The 22,234-nt window shown below is 33.4% G+C and carries 20 protein-coding genes and 1 pseudogene; all 21 read right to left on the reverse strand.

The genetic code is table 11. The features are described 5' to 3' along the window. Nucleotides 1–295 precede the first annotated feature (295 nt). The 21 genes and pseudogenes from CCY98_RS08685 to CCY98_RS07715 all read right to left on the reverse strand — a co-directional run bounded on the left by CCY98_RS08685 (nucleotide 296) and on the right by CCY98_RS07715 (nucleotide 22,234). Entirely contained in the window at nucleotides 296–2,335 is a 2,040-nt protein-coding gene (locus CCY98_RS08685) for a DUF262 domain-containing protein (protein ID WP_258439900.1), read from the reverse strand. A 5-nt stretch (nucleotides 2,336–2,340) separates the two neighbouring features. Next, nucleotides 2,341–2,730: an alpha/beta hydrolase gene (locus CCY98_RS07625; RefSeq protein WP_258439902.1), complete on the reverse strand. Its 390-nt coding sequence runs from the start codon at nucleotides 2,728–2,730 to the stop codon at nucleotides 2,341–2,343. 75 nt (nucleotides 2,731–2,805) lie between these two features. Further along, nucleotides 2,806–5,688, reverse strand: a complete 2,883-nt coding sequence (locus CCY98_RS07630; protein ID WP_112057959.1) for a DEAD/DEAH box helicase family protein — start codon at nucleotides 5,686–5,688, stop codon at nucleotides 2,806–2,808. Then, on the reverse strand, nucleotides 5,688–5,999 hold the full coding sequence (locus CCY98_RS07635) for a hypothetical protein (RefSeq protein ID WP_258439905.1): 312 nt from the start codon (nucleotides 5,997–5,999) through the stop codon (nucleotides 5,688–5,690). Before CCY98_RS07635 ends, CCY98_RS07630 begins: the two co-directional genes overlap by 1 nt. Next, entirely contained in the window at nucleotides 5,992–7,785 is a 1,794-nt protein-coding gene (locus CCY98_RS07640) for an ATP-binding protein (RefSeq protein ID WP_258439907.1), read from the reverse strand. The genes CCY98_RS07635 and CCY98_RS07640 overlap by 8 nt, the downstream gene beginning before the upstream one ends. Then, a complete protein-coding gene (locus CCY98_RS07645; RefSeq protein ID WP_112057960.1) occupies nucleotides 7,786–10,410 on the reverse strand; it encodes a site-specific DNA-methyltransferase in 2,625 nt (874 codons plus the stop codon). 62 nt (nucleotides 10,411–10,472) lie between these two features. Then, complete coding sequence (locus CCY98_RS07650; protein WP_112057961.1) at nucleotides 10,473–11,249, reverse strand: type I restriction enzyme HsdR N-terminal domain-containing protein; 777 nt, start codon at nucleotides 11,247–11,249, stop codon at nucleotides 10,473–10,475. A 213-nt stretch (nucleotides 11,250–11,462) separates the two neighbouring features. Then, nucleotides 11,463–11,948 (reverse strand): restriction endonuclease, encoded by a 486-nt coding sequence (locus CCY98_RS07655; protein WP_112057962.1) that lies wholly within the window; start codon nucleotides 11,946–11,948, stop codon nucleotides 11,463–11,465. 16 nt (nucleotides 11,949–11,964) lie between these two features. Continuing rightward, complete coding sequence (locus CCY98_RS07660; protein WP_112057963.1) at nucleotides 11,965–12,618, reverse strand: hypothetical protein; 654 nt, start codon at nucleotides 12,616–12,618, stop codon at nucleotides 11,965–11,967. A gap of 227 nt (nucleotides 12,619–12,845) precedes the next feature. After that, nucleotides 12,846–14,060: pseudogene (locus CCY98_RS07665) on the reverse strand (saccharopine dehydrogenase family protein); the annotation flags it as partial. A 61-nt stretch (nucleotides 14,061–14,121) separates the two neighbouring features. Continuing rightward, nucleotides 14,122–14,982 carry an acryloyl-CoA reductase gene (locus CCY98_RS07670; protein ID WP_258439932.1) on the reverse strand — a complete coding sequence of 287 codons (861 nt, stop codon included), beginning with the start codon at nucleotides 14,980–14,982 and terminating at the stop codon, nucleotides 14,122–14,124. Next, nucleotides 14,969–15,115: a hypothetical protein gene (locus tag CCY98_RS08690; RefSeq protein ID WP_250608330.1), complete on the reverse strand. Its 147-nt coding sequence runs from the start codon at nucleotides 15,113–15,115 to the stop codon at nucleotides 14,969–14,971. The genes CCY98_RS07670 and CCY98_RS08690 overlap by 14 nt, the downstream gene beginning before the upstream one ends. Nucleotides 15,116–15,177: 62 nt before the next feature. Further along, a complete protein-coding gene (locus tag CCY98_RS07675) occupies nucleotides 15,178–15,663 on the reverse strand; it encodes a FixH family protein (protein ID WP_112057965.1) in 486 nt (161 codons plus the stop codon). Further along, nucleotides 15,663–16,175, reverse strand: coding sequence for a TPM domain-containing protein (locus CCY98_RS07680; RefSeq protein WP_242099241.1), 513 nt, complete (start codon nucleotides 16,173–16,175; stop codon nucleotides 15,663–15,665). The genes CCY98_RS07675 and CCY98_RS07680 overlap by 1 nt, the downstream gene beginning before the upstream one ends. 183 nt (nucleotides 16,176–16,358) lie before the next feature. Next, nucleotides 16,359–16,562 (reverse strand): DUF4006 family protein, encoded by a 204-nt coding sequence (locus CCY98_RS07685; RefSeq protein ID WP_112057967.1) that lies wholly within the window; start codon nucleotides 16,560–16,562, stop codon nucleotides 16,359–16,361. A gap of 9 nt (nucleotides 16,563–16,571) precedes the next feature. After that, a complete protein-coding gene (locus tag CCY98_RS07690) occupies nucleotides 16,572–17,453 on the reverse strand; it encodes a c-type cytochrome (protein ID WP_112057968.1) in 882 nt (293 codons plus the stop codon). Further along, entirely contained in the window at nucleotides 17,454–17,672 is a 219-nt protein-coding gene (locus CCY98_RS07695) for a cytochrome c oxidase, cbb3-type, CcoQ subunit (RefSeq protein ID WP_112057969.1), read from the reverse strand. It abuts the gene before it with no gap. A gap of 2 nt (nucleotides 17,673–17,674) precedes the next feature. Continuing rightward, nucleotides 17,675–18,358 carry a cytochrome-c oxidase, cbb3-type subunit II gene (gene ccoO, locus CCY98_RS07700; protein WP_112057970.1) on the reverse strand — a complete coding sequence of 228 codons (684 nt, stop codon included), beginning with the start codon at nucleotides 18,356–18,358 and terminating at the stop codon, nucleotides 17,675–17,677. 11 nt (nucleotides 18,359–18,369) lie between these two features. Beyond that, nucleotides 18,370–19,836 (reverse strand): cytochrome-c oxidase, cbb3-type subunit I, encoded by a 1,467-nt coding sequence (gene ccoN, locus CCY98_RS07705; protein ID WP_112057971.1) that lies wholly within the window; start codon nucleotides 19,834–19,836, stop codon nucleotides 18,370–18,372. A gap of 138 nt (nucleotides 19,837–19,974) precedes the next feature. After that, on the reverse strand, nucleotides 19,975–20,916 hold the full coding sequence (locus CCY98_RS07710; protein ID WP_112057972.1) for a KpsF/GutQ family sugar-phosphate isomerase: 942 nt from the start codon (nucleotides 20,914–20,916) through the stop codon (nucleotides 19,975–19,977). Nucleotides 20,917–20,932: 16 nt separating this feature from the next. Further along, entirely contained in the window at nucleotides 20,933–22,234 is a 1,302-nt protein-coding gene (locus CCY98_RS07715) for a Na+/H+ antiporter NhaC family protein (protein WP_112057973.1), read from the reverse strand.

The following is a 22,234-nucleotide window of genomic DNA, read 5'->3' on the forward strand; positions in this document are numbered from 1 at the left end:
CGTAATAAAATAAGTATCCCTATCAATCTTTTGAATCTCTTTTTGCATAGCACCAAGCCACTCTTTTAGCACGGGTTTATCTGCATTGGGCAGATTTAAGATATTGACTTTATACCCATTTTGCTTAGTTTTTGCGCTACGGCATTAAACCACCCATAATTGCTAGTGCTTTTATAGCCGTGGATAATATAAACATCTTTAGCAAAGACATTGATAGATAATGCAATCAAAAAAACTAATAAAATACTAAATTGCTTTGATATAGCTCACAACATTCCAGATTCCTTTTATTTTTTTACTTTGGATTATATCTATCCACTTCCCAAATAATTTTTATGATTTCATAGAGAAGTTTTGAGCGCTTTTCTAAAGCTACTTTATCAAATTTATCATAAGACTCAAATTGCACACCATCTTTTAGGCTTTTATTAAAATTTAAGAAATCTTTGTTTGTATGATGATAGAAATCAGAGCAAAGAGATCGTCCCCATACCAATGAAGCATTGTAAGTCTTAAGCTTGTCTTCGTATTCCTCATTGTTAGATGAAATATTAACTTTATCTTTCAAGAGCAACAAACCGCCCAACAGATTGCGTTGTTTTTCAAATTCCTCTTCGTTATCAAAATAGCTTAAATTTGTTTCATTCCTAGAAAGTATGTGTTCGATATGGTAAGCTGTTTTTTCTCCTGTTTTACTCGCAATATAAAACACATCATTTTTGGGTTTTTCGTTGATATGTTCGCAAATAAATTGTTCTACTCTTGCAAATAAATAACGCAAAAATTTTGTATTTGTGTTAGTGTAATTTCTAGTCATAAAGTTTTGGAAATCTAACAAAGAATGCAGAGTTGCTAAATTTCTTTTTTCTTTAATGGTCTTAGCAAGTAAATCATCAAAAATATTTATATATTCATTTATATTAGCATTTTTTAAAGACTCATTAAGTTGGTAGGATAAATCTTGAAACTCATTACTATCATAGATTCCATTTAAATTAAGCAATACCCAAAATCTATCATATTCTCTAGCAATACGCTTTATTTTTTCATCTTCATCTTTATCATTGATTTCACAAGCAGATAAAATATTTTGATATTGACCAGATAGCCCATTGATTTCTTTACAATAACGCAGAGAAATATCCTCGCTATATATGATTTTCTTATATAGTTTTGAGTAATAGACAATATCTTGCGTGATAAATTTTTTGATATTACCTATATGCTTGTCATCTTGTTTTCTAAATTGTAATGTATTAGCGATGTCATTATTTTCAAAAATGTATCTATGGTATTGATTGTTGATATTTTTTGCAATATTAGAATTTCTCTTAAAAACAAATTTTGATTTTATTAAATCACTAAAGAAATCATCTTCTATACCCATTAGTTGCAGAAACGATTGATCCCATTTTTCACAAAAACTTTCTGTATCACTCTTAGGCAATGCTCCTATTAATTTACCTTTTAGAATCTCAAAGGGTTTTAGTGCTTCTCCCCTGTCATTAATGACTTCAAAAACCATAGGTGTATCATCTTGGGTAATGGCTAATTCCACCAGCACCAATCGCTTTAAAAAATACAAAACAAATACTTTTCGTTTATGGTCTGTAGAATCTTTAAACCTTTCATCAAGATAGCTAGATATATCTTTGTAGCGCACAAGAAGATTCTCTTCGGTTTTATTCTTGTATGTCTCCGAGTATGTTTTTTCATTAAAAATACAATCCATCACACTATATCTTTTATCGTTATCAAGATTAAATATATCTTTAAATCCATTATTACTAAAAACACATTGTCCAAGAAGCTCTCTTAGTTTATCACTCTTATCTAGTAGATGATAGAGTTTAGTGGCAATTAAAGTAAGCGTTGTTAAGCGTTGTTGCCCATCTACAATGTAGTTTTTCCCATTAATGTTATTTGTAATATACACATTGAGATAATACCAGTTAAATCTTTCCATCAACGTTTCTGTGATTTCGCTATTTTTATTTTGCTCATATCCTAACTCAAAGTTATACACAATATCTTTTAAAAGTGTCAAGGCAGTTTCTTCACTCCAAACATATTCTCTTTGATAAAAATCAATATGATATGTTTTTTGTTTTAGACAATTTTCTACACTTTGTTTATCAGGAACAATCGTTTGTTGCATCCACCTTCCCCCATTTGCAAATATTTTGTGTATTGTAGCACAATCTGTAGCAAATATAAATGCTCTTGTTGGCACGATTGCATCATCTTTGGCAGAAATCACCACACGATTTTTAATCACATTTTTTAGGATTTGGTAGCTTGGCTTTTTGTCTGTGAAACTTCCAAAAATAGGCAATTTTTTTACTCTTCATCAAAAGGAGAAACCAAAACCACGCCATCGACTTGAAAGCCTTTATCTTTTGATTCAAATGTTTCACTTAAAAAATGCAAAGTTGCTATGCCACCTAGTGAATGCGTAATAAAATAAGTATCCCTATCAATCTTTTGAATCTCTTTTTGCATAGCACCAAGCCACTCTTTTAGCACGGGTTTATCTGCATTGGGCAGATTTAAGATATTGACTTTATATCCATTTTTGCTTAGTTTTTGTGCTACAGCATTAAACCACCCATAATTGCTAGTGCTTTTATAGCCGTGGATAATATAAACATCTTTAGCAAAGACATTGATAGATAATGCAATCCAAAAAAAAACTAATAAAATACTAAATTGCTTTGATATAACTCGCAATATTATAAATTCCTTTTGTTTTTTAATTTTTGTTTTATACAAATACAGAATCAATAAATCAGCATTATTCTTATTCTATTCACAAATTTCTTTCATTATATCTTCAAGACTAGGCTTCTTATAACTTTCATAGTCTCTAAATTCAGAATTCGTTTTATTGTAGTAGTATAGATATACTTTAATTTCCTTATTTTTATAAGAGAATTTTTGATTCACATACACAGATTCAAAGCCTTTGATTTTATCTATTGGGTTTGTTTCTCGACTAAGTCCTTTTGGATCTATAAAAACAATCTTGTATTCTTGTGTCGCTTTATCTCTAAACCAAAAAATAAAATCCGGATAGAATTTTCGATTGCTTTGTGCCTGACTATCAAAATATGGGATATAAATATCATCTATATTCTCTACAATCTTGCTAAAGCACCACTCATATTTATCTAGTATTTTTGAATCTGTTTGCAAAAAATCCTCTAAATCTTTTAAAAATTCCCTTTCACTCTTTTGGCTAATAGCAAAATTGATTTCTGTATTTTTATCATCTTTATTAGAGAAAATTAATGGATTATAATAATGCTCTTTTAGCTCTGAATTGATTGCGTAGTCTTTAATATCGCATTTTTTTGCATTGCTTTTTAGGTTTTTTGCAAATTCATCTATATTTATTTTTCCACTTTCAAAATCAGCTTTTAATTCTTCCTCACTCTTTGTATTAAGTATATTTTTTATAATCTCATTTATCTCATTTGCGAAGTCTTGCCCCAAAGTCGTTTGAAATTTTTGATAATGATTGATTTCATCACTCAAATCTACAAATTCTTGTAATTCTCTGTTTGTTGTATGCAAGATTCTATCAATGCGACTAATTGTTGTGTTTTTATCAAATTTTTGCATATCCCCATTACTAGATTGAATCCTTGTGCTGTTGTTATGCAAAAATTTTTGTATTTCTTGCAATGTTTCATAGCTACATTCTTTATGAATGACACATTTACTAAGCACCAAAATATCTTCATCAAAACTTTCTATATATGCTCTTAGATTTTTTGCTTCTGTTTTGTCAATCCTGTAGTTTTTATCTTTAGATTGTGTTTCTTTGTATTTTGGTGTAGGGAGTGGGCTTAAGATATTTGTCTTTTTAAAGCCTTTTATAGGATATTGAGTGATAAAGCTTTCAATTTTTCCTAAAATAAATTTAATCGCTTCAGTATCACTTGCTAAAACAAATAAGGTTTCTATACCACAAGATAGGGAAGACAAAGCTTCTTTTGTCGCGTATTCTAATTGGTTATATTGCATTCTTTTTCGCACATGAGCAAAAGGCTCAATTCTTACGCCTCTGCCTATAGTTTGTAAAACATATTTGTTGGCATTTTTACTACCAATATTAATAAAATAGATGAGATTCACACGATTGCTATCCCAACCTTCGCTAAAGACTTTGCTTCCAAGCATAATATTAATACTTGAATCTGTGCTGTTAATATCCTTGAAGTAACTCTTTTGTAAATCTTTAAAGCTCTCTACACCAAGCTCTAATAAATGCTCTTTTTCCCACTTTTTGGTTTCACCAATATTTAAGAGCATAAAAGGCTCATTGGCATTTTTACTCTTAAAGGCTAGTTCTTTATCATTTGCTCTAAAGCATTCTAAGCTTGAAGGCTCACTTGCGTGAAAGATGTATTTTCTCACACTTTTAGAATCTATATTTTTTACATATTCTTTAAATTCATCACTTAAAGTATTTTTTGCAAAATAGAGTTCTTGATATTGTAGTTTCTCATAGAGATTGTTTGCGATTTCTTGTATATCTCTATCTTCTTTGAGTATTTGCAATATAGCTTCAAAATAGAGCTTTATTCCTGCATCTTTTGTGTTTACTTTATCTGATACGGCAATGATTAGGGGGTTGTGGTATTTTATATCCACGACACCAAGGCTTGTGGCTTTTTCTGATAGTTTTTCCTTGTTCTGTTTAATGGCACTAAAAAGTATAAATCCTTCTATGATTCTTGTTATTCTCTCATTTTCACCATTTTCGTTGCCAAAAGATTTGAGATTAGAATCTAGCAGGGCGATATTTTTGCCATAACCATCACGATTAAATTTTTCTAGATTGTAGTTAAATGCACAAGTTAAAAAATCAATCTCATCACTAAAAGTTGCAGAAAAATTAAAAATAAATCCCTTAGAAAATCCTTCATAGTCTTTTTGTTTGTCTCCACAAGCTAGTTCATTGATATAGGATTTTCTTATAGAATCCTTGCTATCCCCTTTGTGTGCTTCATCAAGCAAAATATACCAGCCACAATCATTGCAATAATTTTTGTAATCCAGTCTTTTTGCATTTTTATCTTTTCCCACATTTTCTTTGCAATCTAGTAAATCGCTTCTAGCAATAAATACGATAGTTTCTTCCAATAAACTTGTATTATCCACGCTCTCATATTCTTTTAGCTCCCTCACACTTAGGGAATCTCCATTGTAATTATTGTATTTTGTGATATTGTGTTTAAATTGTTTTAAAATCGTATCATTTGGAGCTAAAAGCATGATAGGCTTATTTGGAATACTTCCTTCTCGCATAGCTTTACCTAAAAGCGAGAGGAGTTTTATCATCACGATAGTTTTGCCACTACCTGTTGCCATCCAAAAAGATGCACGATTAATTTCTGATTCTTTTAGTCTAAAATCTTTATATTTTTCTTGATAGATTCTATAAAGCTTTGCCCCTCTATTTTGTCTATATTCAGAATCTTTGTAGCACATATAACAATCAAGTGCAATCATTGCATTTTGCACACTCGCGATTTGATAATCTTGCAAACTCATATCTGCGCTAAAGTTTTGTAAATCATAGCGTTCATATATCCCTTTATGTTGCATTCTCTTGTCATTGCATATTTCACTTAAGAGCAAATGTTGTTTGATGTCTGCTGTTTGCTTTGCCTTTGCCATTACCTTTCCTTTAGGACTTTATAGGTTTCTTCTAGATTCTTTTCATCTTCTAGGATAAAATTTATATTGTATTGTTTATTATCACTTGCAGTTGTCAAGTATTCCTTTACAACTGAAATTTCTTTCAACTCCCCTTCTTCAAGGATATTTTTTATATGCAGACTTATGTTTTGCTTTGAGGTGTCAAAGCAAGGCTTCTTTAGAAAAAGCTTTGCTAAACCTTCTTGGTTTAAATACACGCTATCGCCAAGCTCATAAAGCTCGACTCTAATCTTTTTATCTTGCGTGGCGTAGAGGATGATGTTATTCATTGCTTAGATATTTTCCTTGCAAAATATCTAAGAATAGCTTATTTCTATTTTCTGCATCACAAATTAATGCTCCGTAATCTAAAAAATTCACAATCATGTTATTGGTCTCGTAATATTTATAACACAATGGAAACTTATTGGTAGTATAAATTTTATTATAAGCCTTATCGTTCAAGCTCTCCATAGTATCATCACCAAATTTCAAAAAAGCATAAGCCCAAATTCTAATCTTGTTATCAACCAAATGATTTATAAATCTTCCATATTTCAACAATTGCTCTTCAGCTTGTGCTGGAGTAATATTTTGATCAGGTTTTTTAAACTCTATAAGCAAAACATCGGTTATCTCATTTTTATTATAAGTATTTGAAATTATACTTAATATATCAGGTCTCTCTAGTTTATTGTATAAATTCGGAAAAATCTCTTTTATATGTATATCACTAAAAATTTTATCATAGCTCATAAATCTATCATCAAATAACCAAATATTGTTTGTTTTATAGTTTTGTTTTTCATCTTTTGTATGTTTAGGCATAAATAAATTGTGAATCTTTGCCTCTATATCTCCTTTTTTAACAGATTCTTTCAATTGTTGAATGAGCTTATTTCTATCAAAAACATATTCAGCTAATTCAGCTTGGGTTACTTTACTTAATGTTGCTTCATAGTTTTTATCATTTTTATTATTTTCATCTCTTAAAAATATCTTATCATTTTCAAATTCTTTTTTTGCATTTTTTTGCATTTGATCTATATTTAATTCATTGCGATTGTCAAAATATGCACCAAGATAAGGAAAATTTTTAATGGCTTTCTTTCTATTTTCTTTTATAGTTTTATCTATATCAAACCCATTTTTTCTATAAATTTCTTTTAATTGTATGTCTAATTCATCGTGTATATCTTCCCAGCATAAATCATGAAATTGCAATGTATTTTTTTGTTTAGGGTAAATTAATAATTCATTTCTTTCATTGTTTACATTTTTATTAAAATATTCACTTTCCAGCATAAAATATATTTTAAGTTCGTTATCCTTAAATAGGTTATATTTTTTTTCATTTTCTAAATCAGAGTTTTTAGATACTACTCTTTTATCTGCAACATAATACCCTTCATTTTTCAATTCTTTATTCCCATACGCATATGTTAGAGTAAATTTATATTTCCCAATGTTAAATTGTTTTTCCTTAAAAGTTGGTGTTTGATTGCTTAGAATGCTACCTCTTGATTCATTATTATCATAAATATTGATTACAATTGGTTGCGTGTTATTTTTATGATGTATTAAAAAATATGCTAAAAAATGCTCTTTGATGGCTTGTATTAAATATTTAAAATTAATATTAATATTTTCTTTTGGCTCTAAAAATGATATTTTAGTTTCAATATTGTTTGCTTGTTCCTCGTTTTTTACACCATGAATATCAAAACTAAATTCTACATCTTTGCTTTTTATATCAACATATTTAAAAAACTTCAAATAAACAAATCTGCCTACCCCTTTACATCCCAAAGAGATTTTATGCTTACTACCATATTCCTTAAATGATTGAAGATTTTCTTCATCGAATCCATCACCATTATCTATAATCTCTATTTTATCTACATATGGTAGTATTTTTTCTTCATCTTCATATAGGCTATGAGAATAAATTTTTATATCTATTTTCGTAGCTTTTGCTTGTATGGAATTTGTAATAGCTTCAAAGAAAACATTATTTAATTTGATATTTTTTAAATCATCAACAACCCTTTCGATATTTACTGACATTCCACTCATCTATTTCTCCCACCAAATGAGATTTCTTAGTTTTGGGTATTTGATTAAGTCGATAGTTTCTAGATTCACAATATCATCATTTTCAAACTTGCAAGATTGTATGCCATTTTCATCAAGAAAAATACTTTTAATTTTAAGCCCTAAGAGATTTGACATTGTGGTAAAAATATCAAAGCTTTTATTGTATTTGCTCATATCAAGGCAGATTTTCTCTCCTTTTTTAAGCCCTTTGATGAGTTTGCGGGATTTTCTATAATCAATTAAATGCGTTGTTTTGTCGCAAATTTTAAAGGAGTCTGCGTTGTCGGTTCGGTCATTTGCGTCTAGCAAACTCCCTTCGCCTCCGCCTTGACAACCTTCAAAATTCATCGATAATACTTCCGCATTATCACTACTTAATATATATTCACAATTTTCCAAACTCTCTTCATAACTTTCAAGCTCATAGTATCTAAAAGCACCACCGCCTTTAAACTCCACTTCTTTGCTAATCCCACTTGCAAAACCACCGATAACCTTTTTCATCCGCGGGATTACCACTTTATAAAAATGCTCTCCCATTTCCACACCAAGCCATTTACGCCCTAATTTATGAGCAGTGGCGATTGTAGTGCCACTACCTGCAAAAAAGTCTAAAATAACAGAATCTTGATTGCTCCCTATATCACAAATTCTTTTTAAAAGTTTTTCAGGTTTTGGATTATCAAAAACACCTTTTTCTAGCACGAGAGCCAAATTCTCATTTCCTTCGTGTGTGCTTCCAACTTCTTTATAATTCCAAAAACTTCCGATGGTTTTACCTTGCTTAACTTCAGACAAATAAGTCTTTTTGTCTATGCCACCTTTTTTATTAAAATGCAATTCATTTTCATTGTAAAGTAGCATTAGTTTTTCTTTGGAGTATCGAGGATATCTACCTTTTGGGGCTTCCCAAGAAATGCCATTAGGGAAAGTGATTTTATATAGGTTGTTTTCAGTTCCGCTTTTGGCGTGTAATGGAGTAGCCTTCCAACTACCTTTTGGGTCGTTGTCAGGATTTCTATAAGCAGAATCCATATCCTCTGTTCGTTTTAATAGATTCAGATTAAATTTGGTAATATCCTTTGCAAGACAAAGAATACACTCATGTTGATTTGAAATATACTTTGCGTCATTGGAGGTTGTATATTTTCCATTCCAAACAATATTCGCCACAAAATTTTCTTCCCCAAACACCTCATCACATAGAATCTTAAGCCTTGCTTGTTCATTATCATCAATACTTATAAAAATACTTCCGCTATTTTTTAGAAATTCTTTTGCTAGATCTAGGCGATTATTCATCATCGTAAGCCATGAGCTATGGTTAAATTTATCTGTATAGACAAAGCCATCACCCCCTGTATTATAAGGCGGATCAATATAGATTAAATCAATCTTGTCTTGATATTTTGGCATGAGAGAATTAAGGGCTTGAAAATTATCACTTTTGATTAGCTCTCCATGTAAAATCTCATCTAAATTATCAAATACACCCAAAAGCTTATAATAATTTTCTTCGCTCAAATATTTCGTATCAAGAGGTAAAAATTTATATTGCTCATCATTGATATTTTTGATTTCAAAATGCTCATCTATGAGTTTTAGCTCTTGCCATTCTTTGATTTGCTGTTTAAAGCCTGTGTCTTGAAAGATAGATTCTAGTATTTGCTCTGAATCTCTAGCGTGATTAGAGATAGTATCAAGACTAAAGACATAATGCACATTTTTAGCAAACTTTGGCTTACACCAAATTGCTTTTAGCTCATCTTCAAAATCTGCGATAAAGTCAATGATTCTAAAGGCTATTTTTTTGAGTTGATTTAACTCATCAATCTTTTCTTTACTCCAATCTGTAATATCATCTACTACATATTTAAACATCCATAGATTAAACTGCTCTTGCAAAAAGACTCTTGCGTTTTTGTGGATAAAAAAGTCGACTTCATTTTGCTTTTTGTAAGCGTATAGAATCTTTTTTATTTCTTCTTCTTGTAGCCGTATTTGCTTGTCTTTTAGGGCTTTGATAAATTCATCGCTTAAATCACTACTATTTTGTTTAAAGACATTGGGGAGATCTTGTAGCTCTTCTTTGTTGTTTAGCACATAGATTCTAATCTCTTCATCTATTTTAAACTTAAAAATAGCCTTGTTTTTGGCATTATCACTATTTGGGGTAAAGTAACTTGTATCAAAGATAAAGGTATAGTTAGAATCTTCGCTCTTAATCTCGGCATTATGATAGATGACATCAGATTTGACATAATAGAGATTTTGTGTTTTATAAAAAAGGCTTGTATCTTTAGAATTAGTATACACTCTAGCGTAAATGTTTTTGTGCAAGGGTGTATCATAGAAAAAGGGCGTGCCTGTTTCATTGAGATAGCTTCCAAAAAAATTATAAAGTTTATTGTAAATAGGATATTTTACTTCCTCTTTTTCTAGTTTTTCTTTGATAGTTTTGAAGTATTGTGATTTTATTTTGAGTAGATTGATAAAGCCACTTTTTTGTATCTTGTCTGTATTAAATAGGTTTTGAGTATCCTCTATTTGCACTCCAAGATACATAGATTCTAATTGTGAAAAAAAGGCTTGTTTGTAATCCATGGCTTTCCTTTTAAAATGTTGTCCCTAAAGTTGGATTCTATTATAAAAAATCTTGACTAAATTTAAAGAATGGGTGTATTTTGCTTTCTCCCATCTTTTAACACTTTTCTTTCGCCTTTAGAATCTATCTCTAGCACGACATCACCCTTGTCTGTGAAATTTTTGATATTTTGGGTTACGATATCCCAACTTCGACGCGTGAAGTAGGCTGTGCAGCCAAAGTAGCGAGACTTTGCTTGTTTTTTAGGACTTAAAATTGCCTTGGGCAATTCTCTAGCTAGATACCAAGTATCAGGCTTTTTAGGTGTTTTAGAATCTTGGGCTAGAGTTTGCTTTAAAGATTGTATAGAGGTGCTTAAAAGTGCAAAAGTTTCGTTATCAAAGCCATTTATAAAGAGTTCTTCACATAAAAATTCTTTTGAGAGATTCTGCCCGTTAGCTTCAAAAAGCGTGAGACTTTTGCCATTGCAAAGTGCGTAAAATGGAGCTTTGAGTTCAGGATTGATTACATAATAAAATGCTTGTCGCTCTGTTTTACTTTGTGTGCTAATCTCTACTTTTGGGGCTTTTGCATCTAGCACACAATGTGGTTTAGAAACCACATATAGCACATAATCAAGGAAGCGCGTAAAAGTGATTTTTTCATTACTGCCTGTAATTGTGGGACTTGTAAGCTTTAGTGATAAAACTATTTCTAGCCTAGAGTTTTTTTGCGATTGCTTAGAATCTTTCGGCGCAAAAAGCCTAATTGTTTCAAAAGTGGCACAATGGATAAATTCCCGCACAGAATCTTCTTTAAAATCTTTCTCTTGTAGCTTGCTAAAGTCAAAATTTAACATTATTTCTTTTTCTTAGAGATTATGCCATTTATCCTCTTATACTGCTTGAGTGCCTTTGTATGCTATGCTTGTGTAATTGTTGCGCTTTTTTATGCCTTGTTGCTTTGCCGGATACATTTGGCTATTTTTACTTCCTGCTTTCCTCTACACATTAGATTTTACTATTTAGATTCGATTAAGGATTATAGCAGGTTGCTAAAAATACAACGATCTTTAATATCGCAAATTTATGCTTTGATATGCAATGATTTTATACTCTAGATTATTTTCTTGCAAAAATTTCTCTACGCCGTAGTCAAGATTCTCGCAGCTGGTTACAAATACTCTCCGCACATTCTTTTTAGCAAAAATATTGTGGTTTTTCTCTAAATATGCAGTGCAATCACCCAAAAAGATTCTCAAATGCTCTTGCTTTACCTGCGAATACTCCCAATTTTTGCATTGTATCAAAAGTGCCTCATTGCCCTTATATGCTATTAAATCGATTCCACCATCAGCTTTGCCTTTTATGAATCCTTGCGGATAGACTTTGTAGCCTTGCTTTTTATATAGCTTTAGAATCTGCTGCTCGTATTTATCGCCTTTTTGTTTGTTAGCTTGTGCGTTGTCAAAATTACTATATTGTTTGTAAGTTTTATAGCTATATTTCTTTGGCTTTTTTAAAAATATGTGATAAAACATTTTCCATAATAAGCTCATTGATTCTTCCTGACTCTTACCACACAGAATCTGTATTGGCTAAATCTTGAGGATTTTTGCTAATGTCTAAATCGCCCTTAAAATCTTGCCCTATGAGCTTAATAAGATTTCTTATAGTGTTTTCCTTGTATTTATCATAGTCTCCAACACTCACATGGATACCACCATACCATAGCAGTGTGCGCTCCTTTTGCTCTCGAGAAAAAATATAGATTCTGATAAGCTTATAAACATAAACTCCTGTATAAACCTGCGTATGGGTAGTTGGCACTTGCGTCGTAATCGTTGTCCCGGGATTATATCCATTGCCCGAATATGTGCCAGCTATATAAGTCCTTTGTGTATTGTATGTCATGTAGTTGTAGCTTCCTGTATAATTGGAAGATTTTGTCTCTATATCAAAACCAAGAGCATAGGGAGTTTGTTTCATATCTGTATTAAATCCATTGATAGAAAATCCCTGCTCTACCATTAATTCGCCTAGCAAAAGTCCAAATTTTTTATCAGAAACACTTGGATTTTCGCCTAAATAGATAGTAAGCGGTTTTTGCTTGTCAAATGCTATTTGTGGGTCTTGCTCTGTAGAATAATACGCCATAGTAGCACAACCACTGAGGGCAAGACAAAGGGCTATACTTAGAAATAAAATCTTACAATATGTCCTTATCATTACTATTTTCTCCCATCCTCTAGTATTTTTCGCTCTCCATTAGAATCTATCTCACACACCACATAGGGAAGTCCTTGTTTGTTTAGTTCTGCCATAAAGGGGTCTGGGTCATTTTGCTCCATATTCCATACTCCACCACCATTATGAGAATCTATTCCTTGAAATTCTCCGCCTTTTGGCATATCGCTATTATCTGCGTTATTTGGTATTTTTGCCGCTCCTATGCCCCATTTCCCTTCACATATAAGCTTTGCCCCAATCATCGCTGGCACACCTGTGGTATAGCTCACGCCTTGGGCATTGACTTCTTTATAACACGCCTCGTGATCACAGATATTATAGATATAGATTGTCCTATCTTTGCCATCTTTTATGCCTTTGATGTAGCAACCGATGTGCGTTTGCCCTTTGGTGCGAGGCGCTAGACTTGCTGGATCTGGCAGTAGTGTCTTTAGCACTTGTATTGGCACGATTTTTTGCCCATTATGCTCTATTTCATCGACACGCAAAAGCCCTACATTTTCTAGGCATTTCATATGTGTAAGATAAGATTCTCCAAATGTCATAAAAAATCTAATCCGCTTTAGCCCTTTGATATTTCGCACAAGCGATTCAAGCTCCTCGTGATAAAGTAGATAGCTATTTTTTACGCCCACTTCTGGATATTCCCATTCTTTCATCAAATCAAGCGGTGCTATATCTTGCCATTGTCCGCCAAAGTAGTCTTCATTTTTTAAATCTTGTGTGTTTGCCTCTAGGCTAAAATGCTTTTCTTCTCGCTCAAACTTGCGATAAATGGTGTCTTTTTTTAGGTCTGTGTTTTGTGCAAGATTCTCATCTTTTACCCAAAACCTCGCTTTAGAGCTAACTTCGCGCAAATTAATTTCAGGATTAAAGTTTGTCGCAAACGCATAGCCATGATCCCCTGCATTGCAATCAAGTATATCTATGCTGTGAATCTCATCAAAATAATGTTTTTGCGCATACGCACAAAAGACATTCGTAACGCCCGGATCAAATCCACTTCCCAAAAGCCCAAAAATCCCTGCTTGCTTGTAGCGTGTATCATATGCCCATTGTTCTTTATACTCAAAATGCGCAGAATCTGGGTGCTCATAGTTTGCGGTATCTAAATAATGCGTTTTTGTCCTAAGACACGCTTCCATAATGCTCAAATCTTGATAGGGCAAAGCGACATTTACCACAAGCTTTGGCTTGTATTTTTCTATCAAAGCCACCATAGATTCGACACTATCAGCATCCACACAATCTATCTCAATCTCGCCCAAGCCTTTTTGCTTGATAGAATCTGCTATCACTTTGCATTTATCTAGTGTGCGAGACGCCAAGATAATGCGTGAAAAAACCTCTCTATTCATCGCCATTTTGTGCGCTACCACGCCACCTACACCACCTGCACCGATTTGTAAAACACAAGCCATAATACAATCCTTACAATAAAGTAAAACATTAAGTAGTTTGAAGCTGTATTATAGCATTTAGTTATTGATTGTTAATTGATACTATGTTGCTTCCTGTGTTAGTTGCGTGTTGTATAGAATCTAGCTTGTGTGCTAGTGTTTCAAGCGTAACTTCTGTGATAGGTATTTTCCGTATGAATGCCATTGCATTTGAGATTTCATGCCAAATTCTTAATCTTTTCTCATTTGGATATGCCACAGAATCTATGCCCACAAGCTGTATCCCACGCAAGATAAAGGGCAAAATATTTGTGTTTAGAGCTATCCCACTTGCATTCCCACATACACTCATCGCTCCGCCATAGGATATTTGTGTCAATAAACTCGTGGCTAATGCACCACCCACACAATCAATCACATAATCAAAGCATTGTGATTGTAGAGGCTTGTTATCATCTTTTATGATATCTTTTGGCGATACAATATCACTCGCGCCAAGACTTTTTAGCATTGGCGATTGATTATCTTTAGAGGTGATAGCGATGATGTTGTCATACCCTTTTGCTTTAAGGAGTGCAATTGCCATAGTGCCCACACCACCAGTTGCGCCCGTTACTGCTATGGTGGGTTGATTGCTTTTATTCATACCTGCTTGTTGCAGAGATTGTATGCTTAAAGCTGCTGTAAAACCTGCTGTGCCCACTATCATACTATCTTTGAGTGATAATCCATTTGACAAGGGCGTAATCCAAGATGATTGCAATCTTGCATATTGTGCATAGCCGCCAGTGTGAGAAACCCCTATGCCAAAGCTTGTTGCCAAGACTTTTTGCCCTATGTTATAGCTTGGGTTTTTAGATTCTATAATCTCGCCACAGAGATCTATACCCGGTATCATAGGGTATTTGCGGATCACACCACCATTTTTCTTAAATGCAAGCATCTTTATAGTTGATACTAGAGTATTTGACCTTTATAATCACATCGCCATCTGATAGATCATCTATGGTGATGTCTTTTATTGCGTGTATGAGATTTTCTCCTTGCATATCCACACATATTGCCTTAAAGGTCATAAATTTTCCTCTTATGATTTACAAAATCCACAAAACCTACAAAGCCCAATGGCTAAGATTTTCTACTTAATTAGATATTCTTGCATCAAGCAAATTGAATCTTCTCCTATTTCCACATAGGCTTCTACTTGCCAACGCCCTTGTTTATCTACTTCAAAAGATGGACTTTGATAGATTCCATCGACAAACTCACCCTCTCCTAAAGTTTTGTCTTCTTGAATAGTGTTTGGACGCGCTAAAAAAAAAGAAACCTTAGCATCTGTTTGCAGCTTTTGATTTTTTAAATTTCTAATCTCTACAAAAGCCATTTTAAATTCTTTTAAACCCTGCTCTTTTGGTCCTTCAAATTCAACAGTGTATTGCTTTAAAAAAGCTTGTCTTTTTTGTGTGATTTCATTGATATTTTCATCTACATATTGCGAATCCATTCCACACATTGCTTTCATTTCAACAGGATTATTTAATGCAGTCTTAATTGTTAAAACAATTAAACCAACCACAACCATTGCTAACAAAAAAATTCCAATAGGCCAATAATTCTTAGTCATTATTTTCTCCTTAAATAAACAAAAACGAATAAGACAAATAAGACAAAAAGCATTGCATAAAGAGCTGTCCTCACCGCGATTTGAACACCCTTGTTTTGCGTTGGAAAGTTATGCTCTAATTTAACATTGTGAAACTCTGCAATTCTATCTGCCATATCCACAAAACCATTCAATAAAAAGGCAGAGATTCTCTCATTTGTTAGCTCTTTAGCAGAATTTGGAATCAAAGGCACAATATAATCCCAATAAACTTCATTTTTATCAAACATTCTTTCTACTTCTTGACTAACAATGATATTGATTTTTTTTTCATTTTTACTAAAAAAGAGTAAAACATAGGGGTTTTGTAGATTATAAGTGTAAGAAGATTCTTTCTCTTGAAGATTCATCTCCCCTAAATCCTCAAGAGCAACAATATACATTTTTACACCTGTTTTTTCATAAACTTCACTTGACAGAATCTCAATAAAGCCAACGGTCTTTTCAACTAGTTGATTCTCGTTTTCTATCACAAAGGGCTTTGCAAAAGAAAATACAAAACAAAATAGGGATAAAATCCCTATTTTAAAGACTTTAAACATCTTAACCGACAAAAAGAAGCATATCTGGGATAAATGCTACAGAAATAGAAACAATAATGATAACAATATGCGCAATAAAAAGAATTTTTTCTAAACTACTATACTTTACCATTTTTACTCCTCTACGCTTTGAAAATGCCCAGCATTCTCAACGCTTTTCATTTGTATGCTATTTGGATTCTCAATCACATAAGGATTGTTCGCCTCTGCTTTTTGTGTCATTACTGCTGCATATCCCAACCCAAAGACGATAGCAAGCAATAATACTACCGCGACTATATAACCACCTAATCCATTAATTCCAAATAAACCATTCATAATGTATCCTTAGTTTTTATCCGAATAGATGAAATGCCCTAAAGCTTCTTTTTGAATATCTGTAAGCATCTGAGTTTTAAACGAAGGCATAATACCAATATGTCCTTTTTTGCCTTTTTCCAAAACTTCTGCCACAAATGCAGTTGTTCCATATTTACTCAAGTCAGGAGCCATTCCCCCCATACCTTTTCCATCATCTCCATGGCAAGCATTACAAGTTGCAGCACTATAGAGCTCCTTACCCTTAGCTACCAATTCTGGATATTTTGTCTTTTTTACTTCAGAAATTTCAGCCATAACATAAGCTGCCACAGCCTTTTGTGCTTCTTCAGTATCCAAAACTCCCGGAGCTACCTCACTAATTGGCAACATATCTCCAAGCAAATAACCTAAGCCTTTACTTCCTTCTTTGATTGTTGTAATAATCCCCTCTTCTCTACCCCACTCTGCTAAATTAGCCGCTGTTCCATTTATTCCTTCTGTTGTGATTCCATGACATTGTGAACATTGCACTAAAAAGAGATTTTGTCCCATTTTAACCAAAGTGGCTTCATCAATATTTTGCCATTGTTGTTCAAACTTGGCATTATACGCTTTTACTTCCTCATTGTATTCACCAATTTGAGAATAAGAATTAAGAGGGTATCCCACAAACCAATACCACAATGCCCAAATAATAAGCACCAAATAAGTTACACCCCAACCAATTGGAATATTATTTTTAAATTCTCTAATTCCATCCCACTCTTCACTTGATAAATCACCTTCTGCCTTACTGCTTTTCATTTTTTTGATATAACCACCAACAACGAAAATAGTTAAAGCTAGAATTGCTATGGCGCCAAGCAATGCAAGTTGATTTACACTATCACCTAAGTTCAACCATTCCATTTAGCTCTCCTTCTTTTTATCTTTATTGCTTCTCTCTTCGATTACTTCATCGTTCAAGTCATCATCAAGGGCTAATCTAGCATATTTTTCATAGTCTATTTTCCCACTTCTTTGGCTTTTGTAGAGATGGTAAATATAACCATACAACAAAACCACCAACAAAATCGTAACAGCCCAATATGCATAGCCTTGAATGACTCTTATAGTTTCATAATCCACGACTAATTCGCCCTTCTTTTTTGCCCCAGACTATTAAGGTAAGCAATCAAAGCTACAATTTGCTTAATCTCACCTCTTTCTAATGCCGCTTTTATTTCTGGATCTTTCATATCTTCAACCAAAACTTTTGCTTCAGCCAAAATCTCTGCTCTAGCAGATTCTAAATCTCCAAGCTTTGGATTCCCTTCTGTATCATAAGGAACTGCAAAAACCACTTTTTGGGTATAAGCTTCAGCATAAGCAGTATCTACATCCACATTTTTTTGATATAAATGTGGATAGGCAGGCATTATAGATCCAGGAACAATAGAAGATGGATTTAACATATGCTCCTCATGCCAATCTGTTGTTCTATAATCCCCTACACGATGCAAATCTGGACCAGTTCTTTTAGAACCCCATAAAAATGGTCTATCATATGCATATTCACCGCTTAAACTATAAGCTCCATATCTATCTGTTTCTGCCTTAAAAGGACGGATTAGCTGCGAATGGCAAGCATTGCAACTCTCTGCAATATAAATTTGACGCCCTGCAGTTTCTAATAAAGTATAAGGTTTAAGATTTTCAGTAGGGCGAGACGCTTTTGCAAAATCAGGAAGTATTTCAACTAACCCTGCAATAGAAAATACCAACAAAAAAACTACCGTAAAGAAAAACGGATTTTTTTCCAACCAATGAAACATTCAACCCTCCTTTACGCTGCCATTGGAGTTGCATAGTTAGGCTCTTTTTCAAGCTCTTTACTTGCAACAATGGTCATAATAATATTATAAGCAAAGATAATAAATCCAATCAAATACATTGTTCCACCAATTGCTCTAATTGTATAATAAGGGAACAATACAGTTACTGTATCAATAAATGAATAAGCTAGACTTCCAAATTCATCTGTTGCTCTCCACATCATACCTTGGGTAATTCCAGCAATCCACATACTTGAAAAATAAAGGATAATTGCGATTGTTTGAATCCAAAATTGTATATCCATAAGCTTTTTAGAATAAATCTCGCGCTTAAACAATCTTGGTGTCATATGATAACAAGCTGCAATAAGCGTAAAACCAACCCAGCCTAAAACACCATCATGAACATGCCCTACAATCCAATCTGTAAAGTGCGCCAAAGCATTCACGGATTTAATTGACTGAATTGGTCCTTCAAGTGTTGATAACATATAAAATGTAGAGGCAAGAATTAAAAATTTAATTAAAGGTGATTCTTTTAATTGATGCCATTGTCCCTTCATTGTCAAAAGCATATTCACTGCTGTTCCCCAAGAAGGCAAAATAAGCACCACAGAAAAAATAGAACCCATTGTTTGCATCCAATCAGGCACAGTAGAATAAATAAGATGGTGGCTACCTGCCCAAATATAAACAAACATCAACCCCCAAAATGAAAACAATGTGAGTTTATAAGAAAAGATAGGCTGCCCTGATTCTTTAGGTAAGAAATAATAAATTACCCCAATGATTCCAGAAGTAAATACAAATGCAACCGCATTGTGTCCAAACCACCATTGCACCATCGCATCATTAGTTCCAGCATACAAAGAAATAGAATTCCATAAAGAACCAACCCCGGATATAAGGTAAGTAGGCACAGACAAGTTATTAAAAATATAAAGAGCAGAAATAGCTACAAAAGTCGCGATAAAATACCACAAGCTAATGTAAATTGTCTGCTCCCTTCTCACACCCATTGATCCAAAGAGACTAACTCCCCATAAAACCCAAACAACTACCACCAAAAGGTCCAAAGGCCAAATTAATTCAGAATACTCTTTAGATTGTGTTAAACCGGCAAATAAACTTACAACTGCCAATGCCATTAAAAGAATATAAAGCCAAAAATGTAAATGACCAATGAATTTTAAAAATGGATGCTCATTGTATGAAATTTTCAAAACTCTTTGTCCCAAGTAATACCAGGCTGCCCAAATACCACTTAATGTGAAACCATAGATAATTCCATTAGTGTGCAATGGTCTAAGTCTCCCAAAAGTTCCAAATTCTCCAGCAAGATAATTGAGATTTGGAAACGCCATTTGAAAAGCGATAATGACACCCAACAATAATCCTACAATACCAAATACAATCGTTGCAAAAAGAAATAATTTTGCAATGGAATAATCATACTCTAATGCAGAATTTGATTGCATATAGACTCCTTCCTCTAAGATTTCCCTAGACTAATTAATATTTAGAGAACTTGTAATTTTATAAAAAATAACTTAACTAAAAGCTTAAAAAACAAACAAATGGTAAATGAAACTCAAAATGTGCTTTATTAACAAAAACTAAATTCTACCAACTTCATAGAGTTGCACAATTCCAACGACTTGATCTCCATCCATTACCACCAATTCTTTTATTTTTGATTCCATCATTATAGCCTCTGCTTCCGTTGCCATAGCATTGCTTTGAATCACTTTGGGTTGTTTAGTCATAATTTCTTCAGCACAAACTTCAAATTTATCCTCCATTAAAGTTCGTCTCAAATCCCCATCAGTAATAATCCCCCTTAGCTTATTATCCTCCAACACCAAACACACTCCAAGTCTTTTACTTGTCATTACTGCAATTAATTCTTTAAAACTAGTTTTAGGCAAAACAATAGGCAAATCTTTAGCAACCATAATATCTTTAACTTGCGTCAAAAGCTTTCTGCCTAAGCTCCCACCAGGATGAAACATTGCAAAATTCTCCGGTTTAAATCCTCTTGCTTTCATTAAAGCCACTGCAATTGCATCACCCATTGCTAAATTTGCGGTTGTTGAAGAGGTTGGGGCAAGTTGCAAAGGGCACGCCTCTCTTTTAACAGCAATATTTAAAAAATACTGCCCCTCCTTAGCTAAAGTTGATTGTGGATTCCCACTCATCACAATTAATGGAATTCCACGCTTTTTAATAAGAGAAATAATCCGCAAAACCTCTTCACTCTCTCCTGAGTTTGAAATTGCGATAACCGCATCCTCTTTTGTAAGCATTCCCAAATCTCCATGCAATGCCTCTCCAGGGTGCAAGAAAAAACTAGGAGTTCCTGTGCTTGCTAAAGTCGCAGCCATTTTTGCAGCAATATGCCCTGATTTTCCCATTCCTGTAATCACGCAATGCCCTTTGAGTTTTAAAATGCATTCAATCGCGCCATTAAAATCTTGATTTAAATAGTCTTTTAACCCCAAAATTGCTTCTGATTCAATATCAAAAACCTCTTTTGCTATTTGAGTAAAATCTCGCATACAAACTCCTTAAAAATTACAATAGCATTGAACCGATGATTCCACCAACAATTAAAGGTATATTATAAACCAAAAAAGTTGGTACGCAAGTATCCCAAATGTGATTGTGCTGTCCATCTGCATTTAGCCCAGAAGTAGGACCAAGTGTGCTATCTGATGCAGGGCTTCCTGCATCACCTAATGCCCCTGCAATTCCTACTAGCAAAATAATAGCCTCATAGCTAAAGCCAAGATTTAATGCCAAGGGGCAATAGGTTGTTGCAATAATAGGAAGTGTCCCAAAAGAAGTCCCAATACCCATTGTCACCAACAAACCAACTAATAACATTATAATTGCGCCGCCAAGTTGCCCACCTGAAAGAGAAGAAACTGATTCTGCAAGCGATTCAATAGCCCCTGTTTCTTTTAAGACACTACCATATCCTGCTGCAATTAGCATCACAAAAGCAATAAAAGCCATCATTTTAAAGCCATCTTCAATTACATTATCAATATTATCCCACTTAATAGCCCCAAAGGCAATCATCACAAAAAGTCCAGCAATCCCACCTAATGGCAAAGAACCTTCCAAAATCTGCACAACAAAGGCAACAATGGCACCCAATAAAACACCAAAATCCTGCCTACTCATTTTAGGATTTTCCAAATGTCTTAAAACATTTTCTTCTAAGAAAGTGTTTTGATATTCGTGTGGCTTCCGATAAAAAATAAAAATTGCCAAAAGCAATCCCACAAGCATACTAGCTCCACCAATCCACATCACACTTGAAATCTGCTCTAAAGTAACATTGATTCCATTTTGCTCTAATTGCTTTTGTAAAATTGTATGAAATAGCAATCCATACCCAACACTAAAACTTACATAAGGCGCTTTTAACCCAAAAGTCAAAGCACAAGCAACCGCCCTTCTATCAATTTTCAAGCGATTCATTAAAGGTAAAAGCGGTGGAATTAAAATAGGAATAAAGGCAATATGCACCGGAATAAGATTTTGTGAAAAACAAGCAAAAAATGCAATAAAAAAACAAAACATCAAACGGCGATTCTGAATAAAATTGGCAATATGATGCACAAAAATAGGCGTAAGATTTGTCCTTGCTATCGCACTTGCTAAAGCACCAAGCAAGATATAACTCAAAGCAATTTCTAAATTACCTGACATTCCAGAAATCAAAACCTTAATAGTCTCTTCAAATCCAATCCCCGCAATAACTCCAGCAACCAAAGCTGAAACAAGAATCGCCAACAAAACATTTAATCGCGCCAAACAAAGCACACTCATAACAAAAATTGAAACTACAACCGGATTGGTTAGCAT

This window comes from Helicobacter sp. 11-8110 (genome assembly GCF_003288905.1).
GTDB classification, from domain to species: Bacteria; Campylobacterota; Campylobacteria; order Campylobacterales; family Helicobacteraceae; genus Helicobacter_D; species Helicobacter_D colisuis.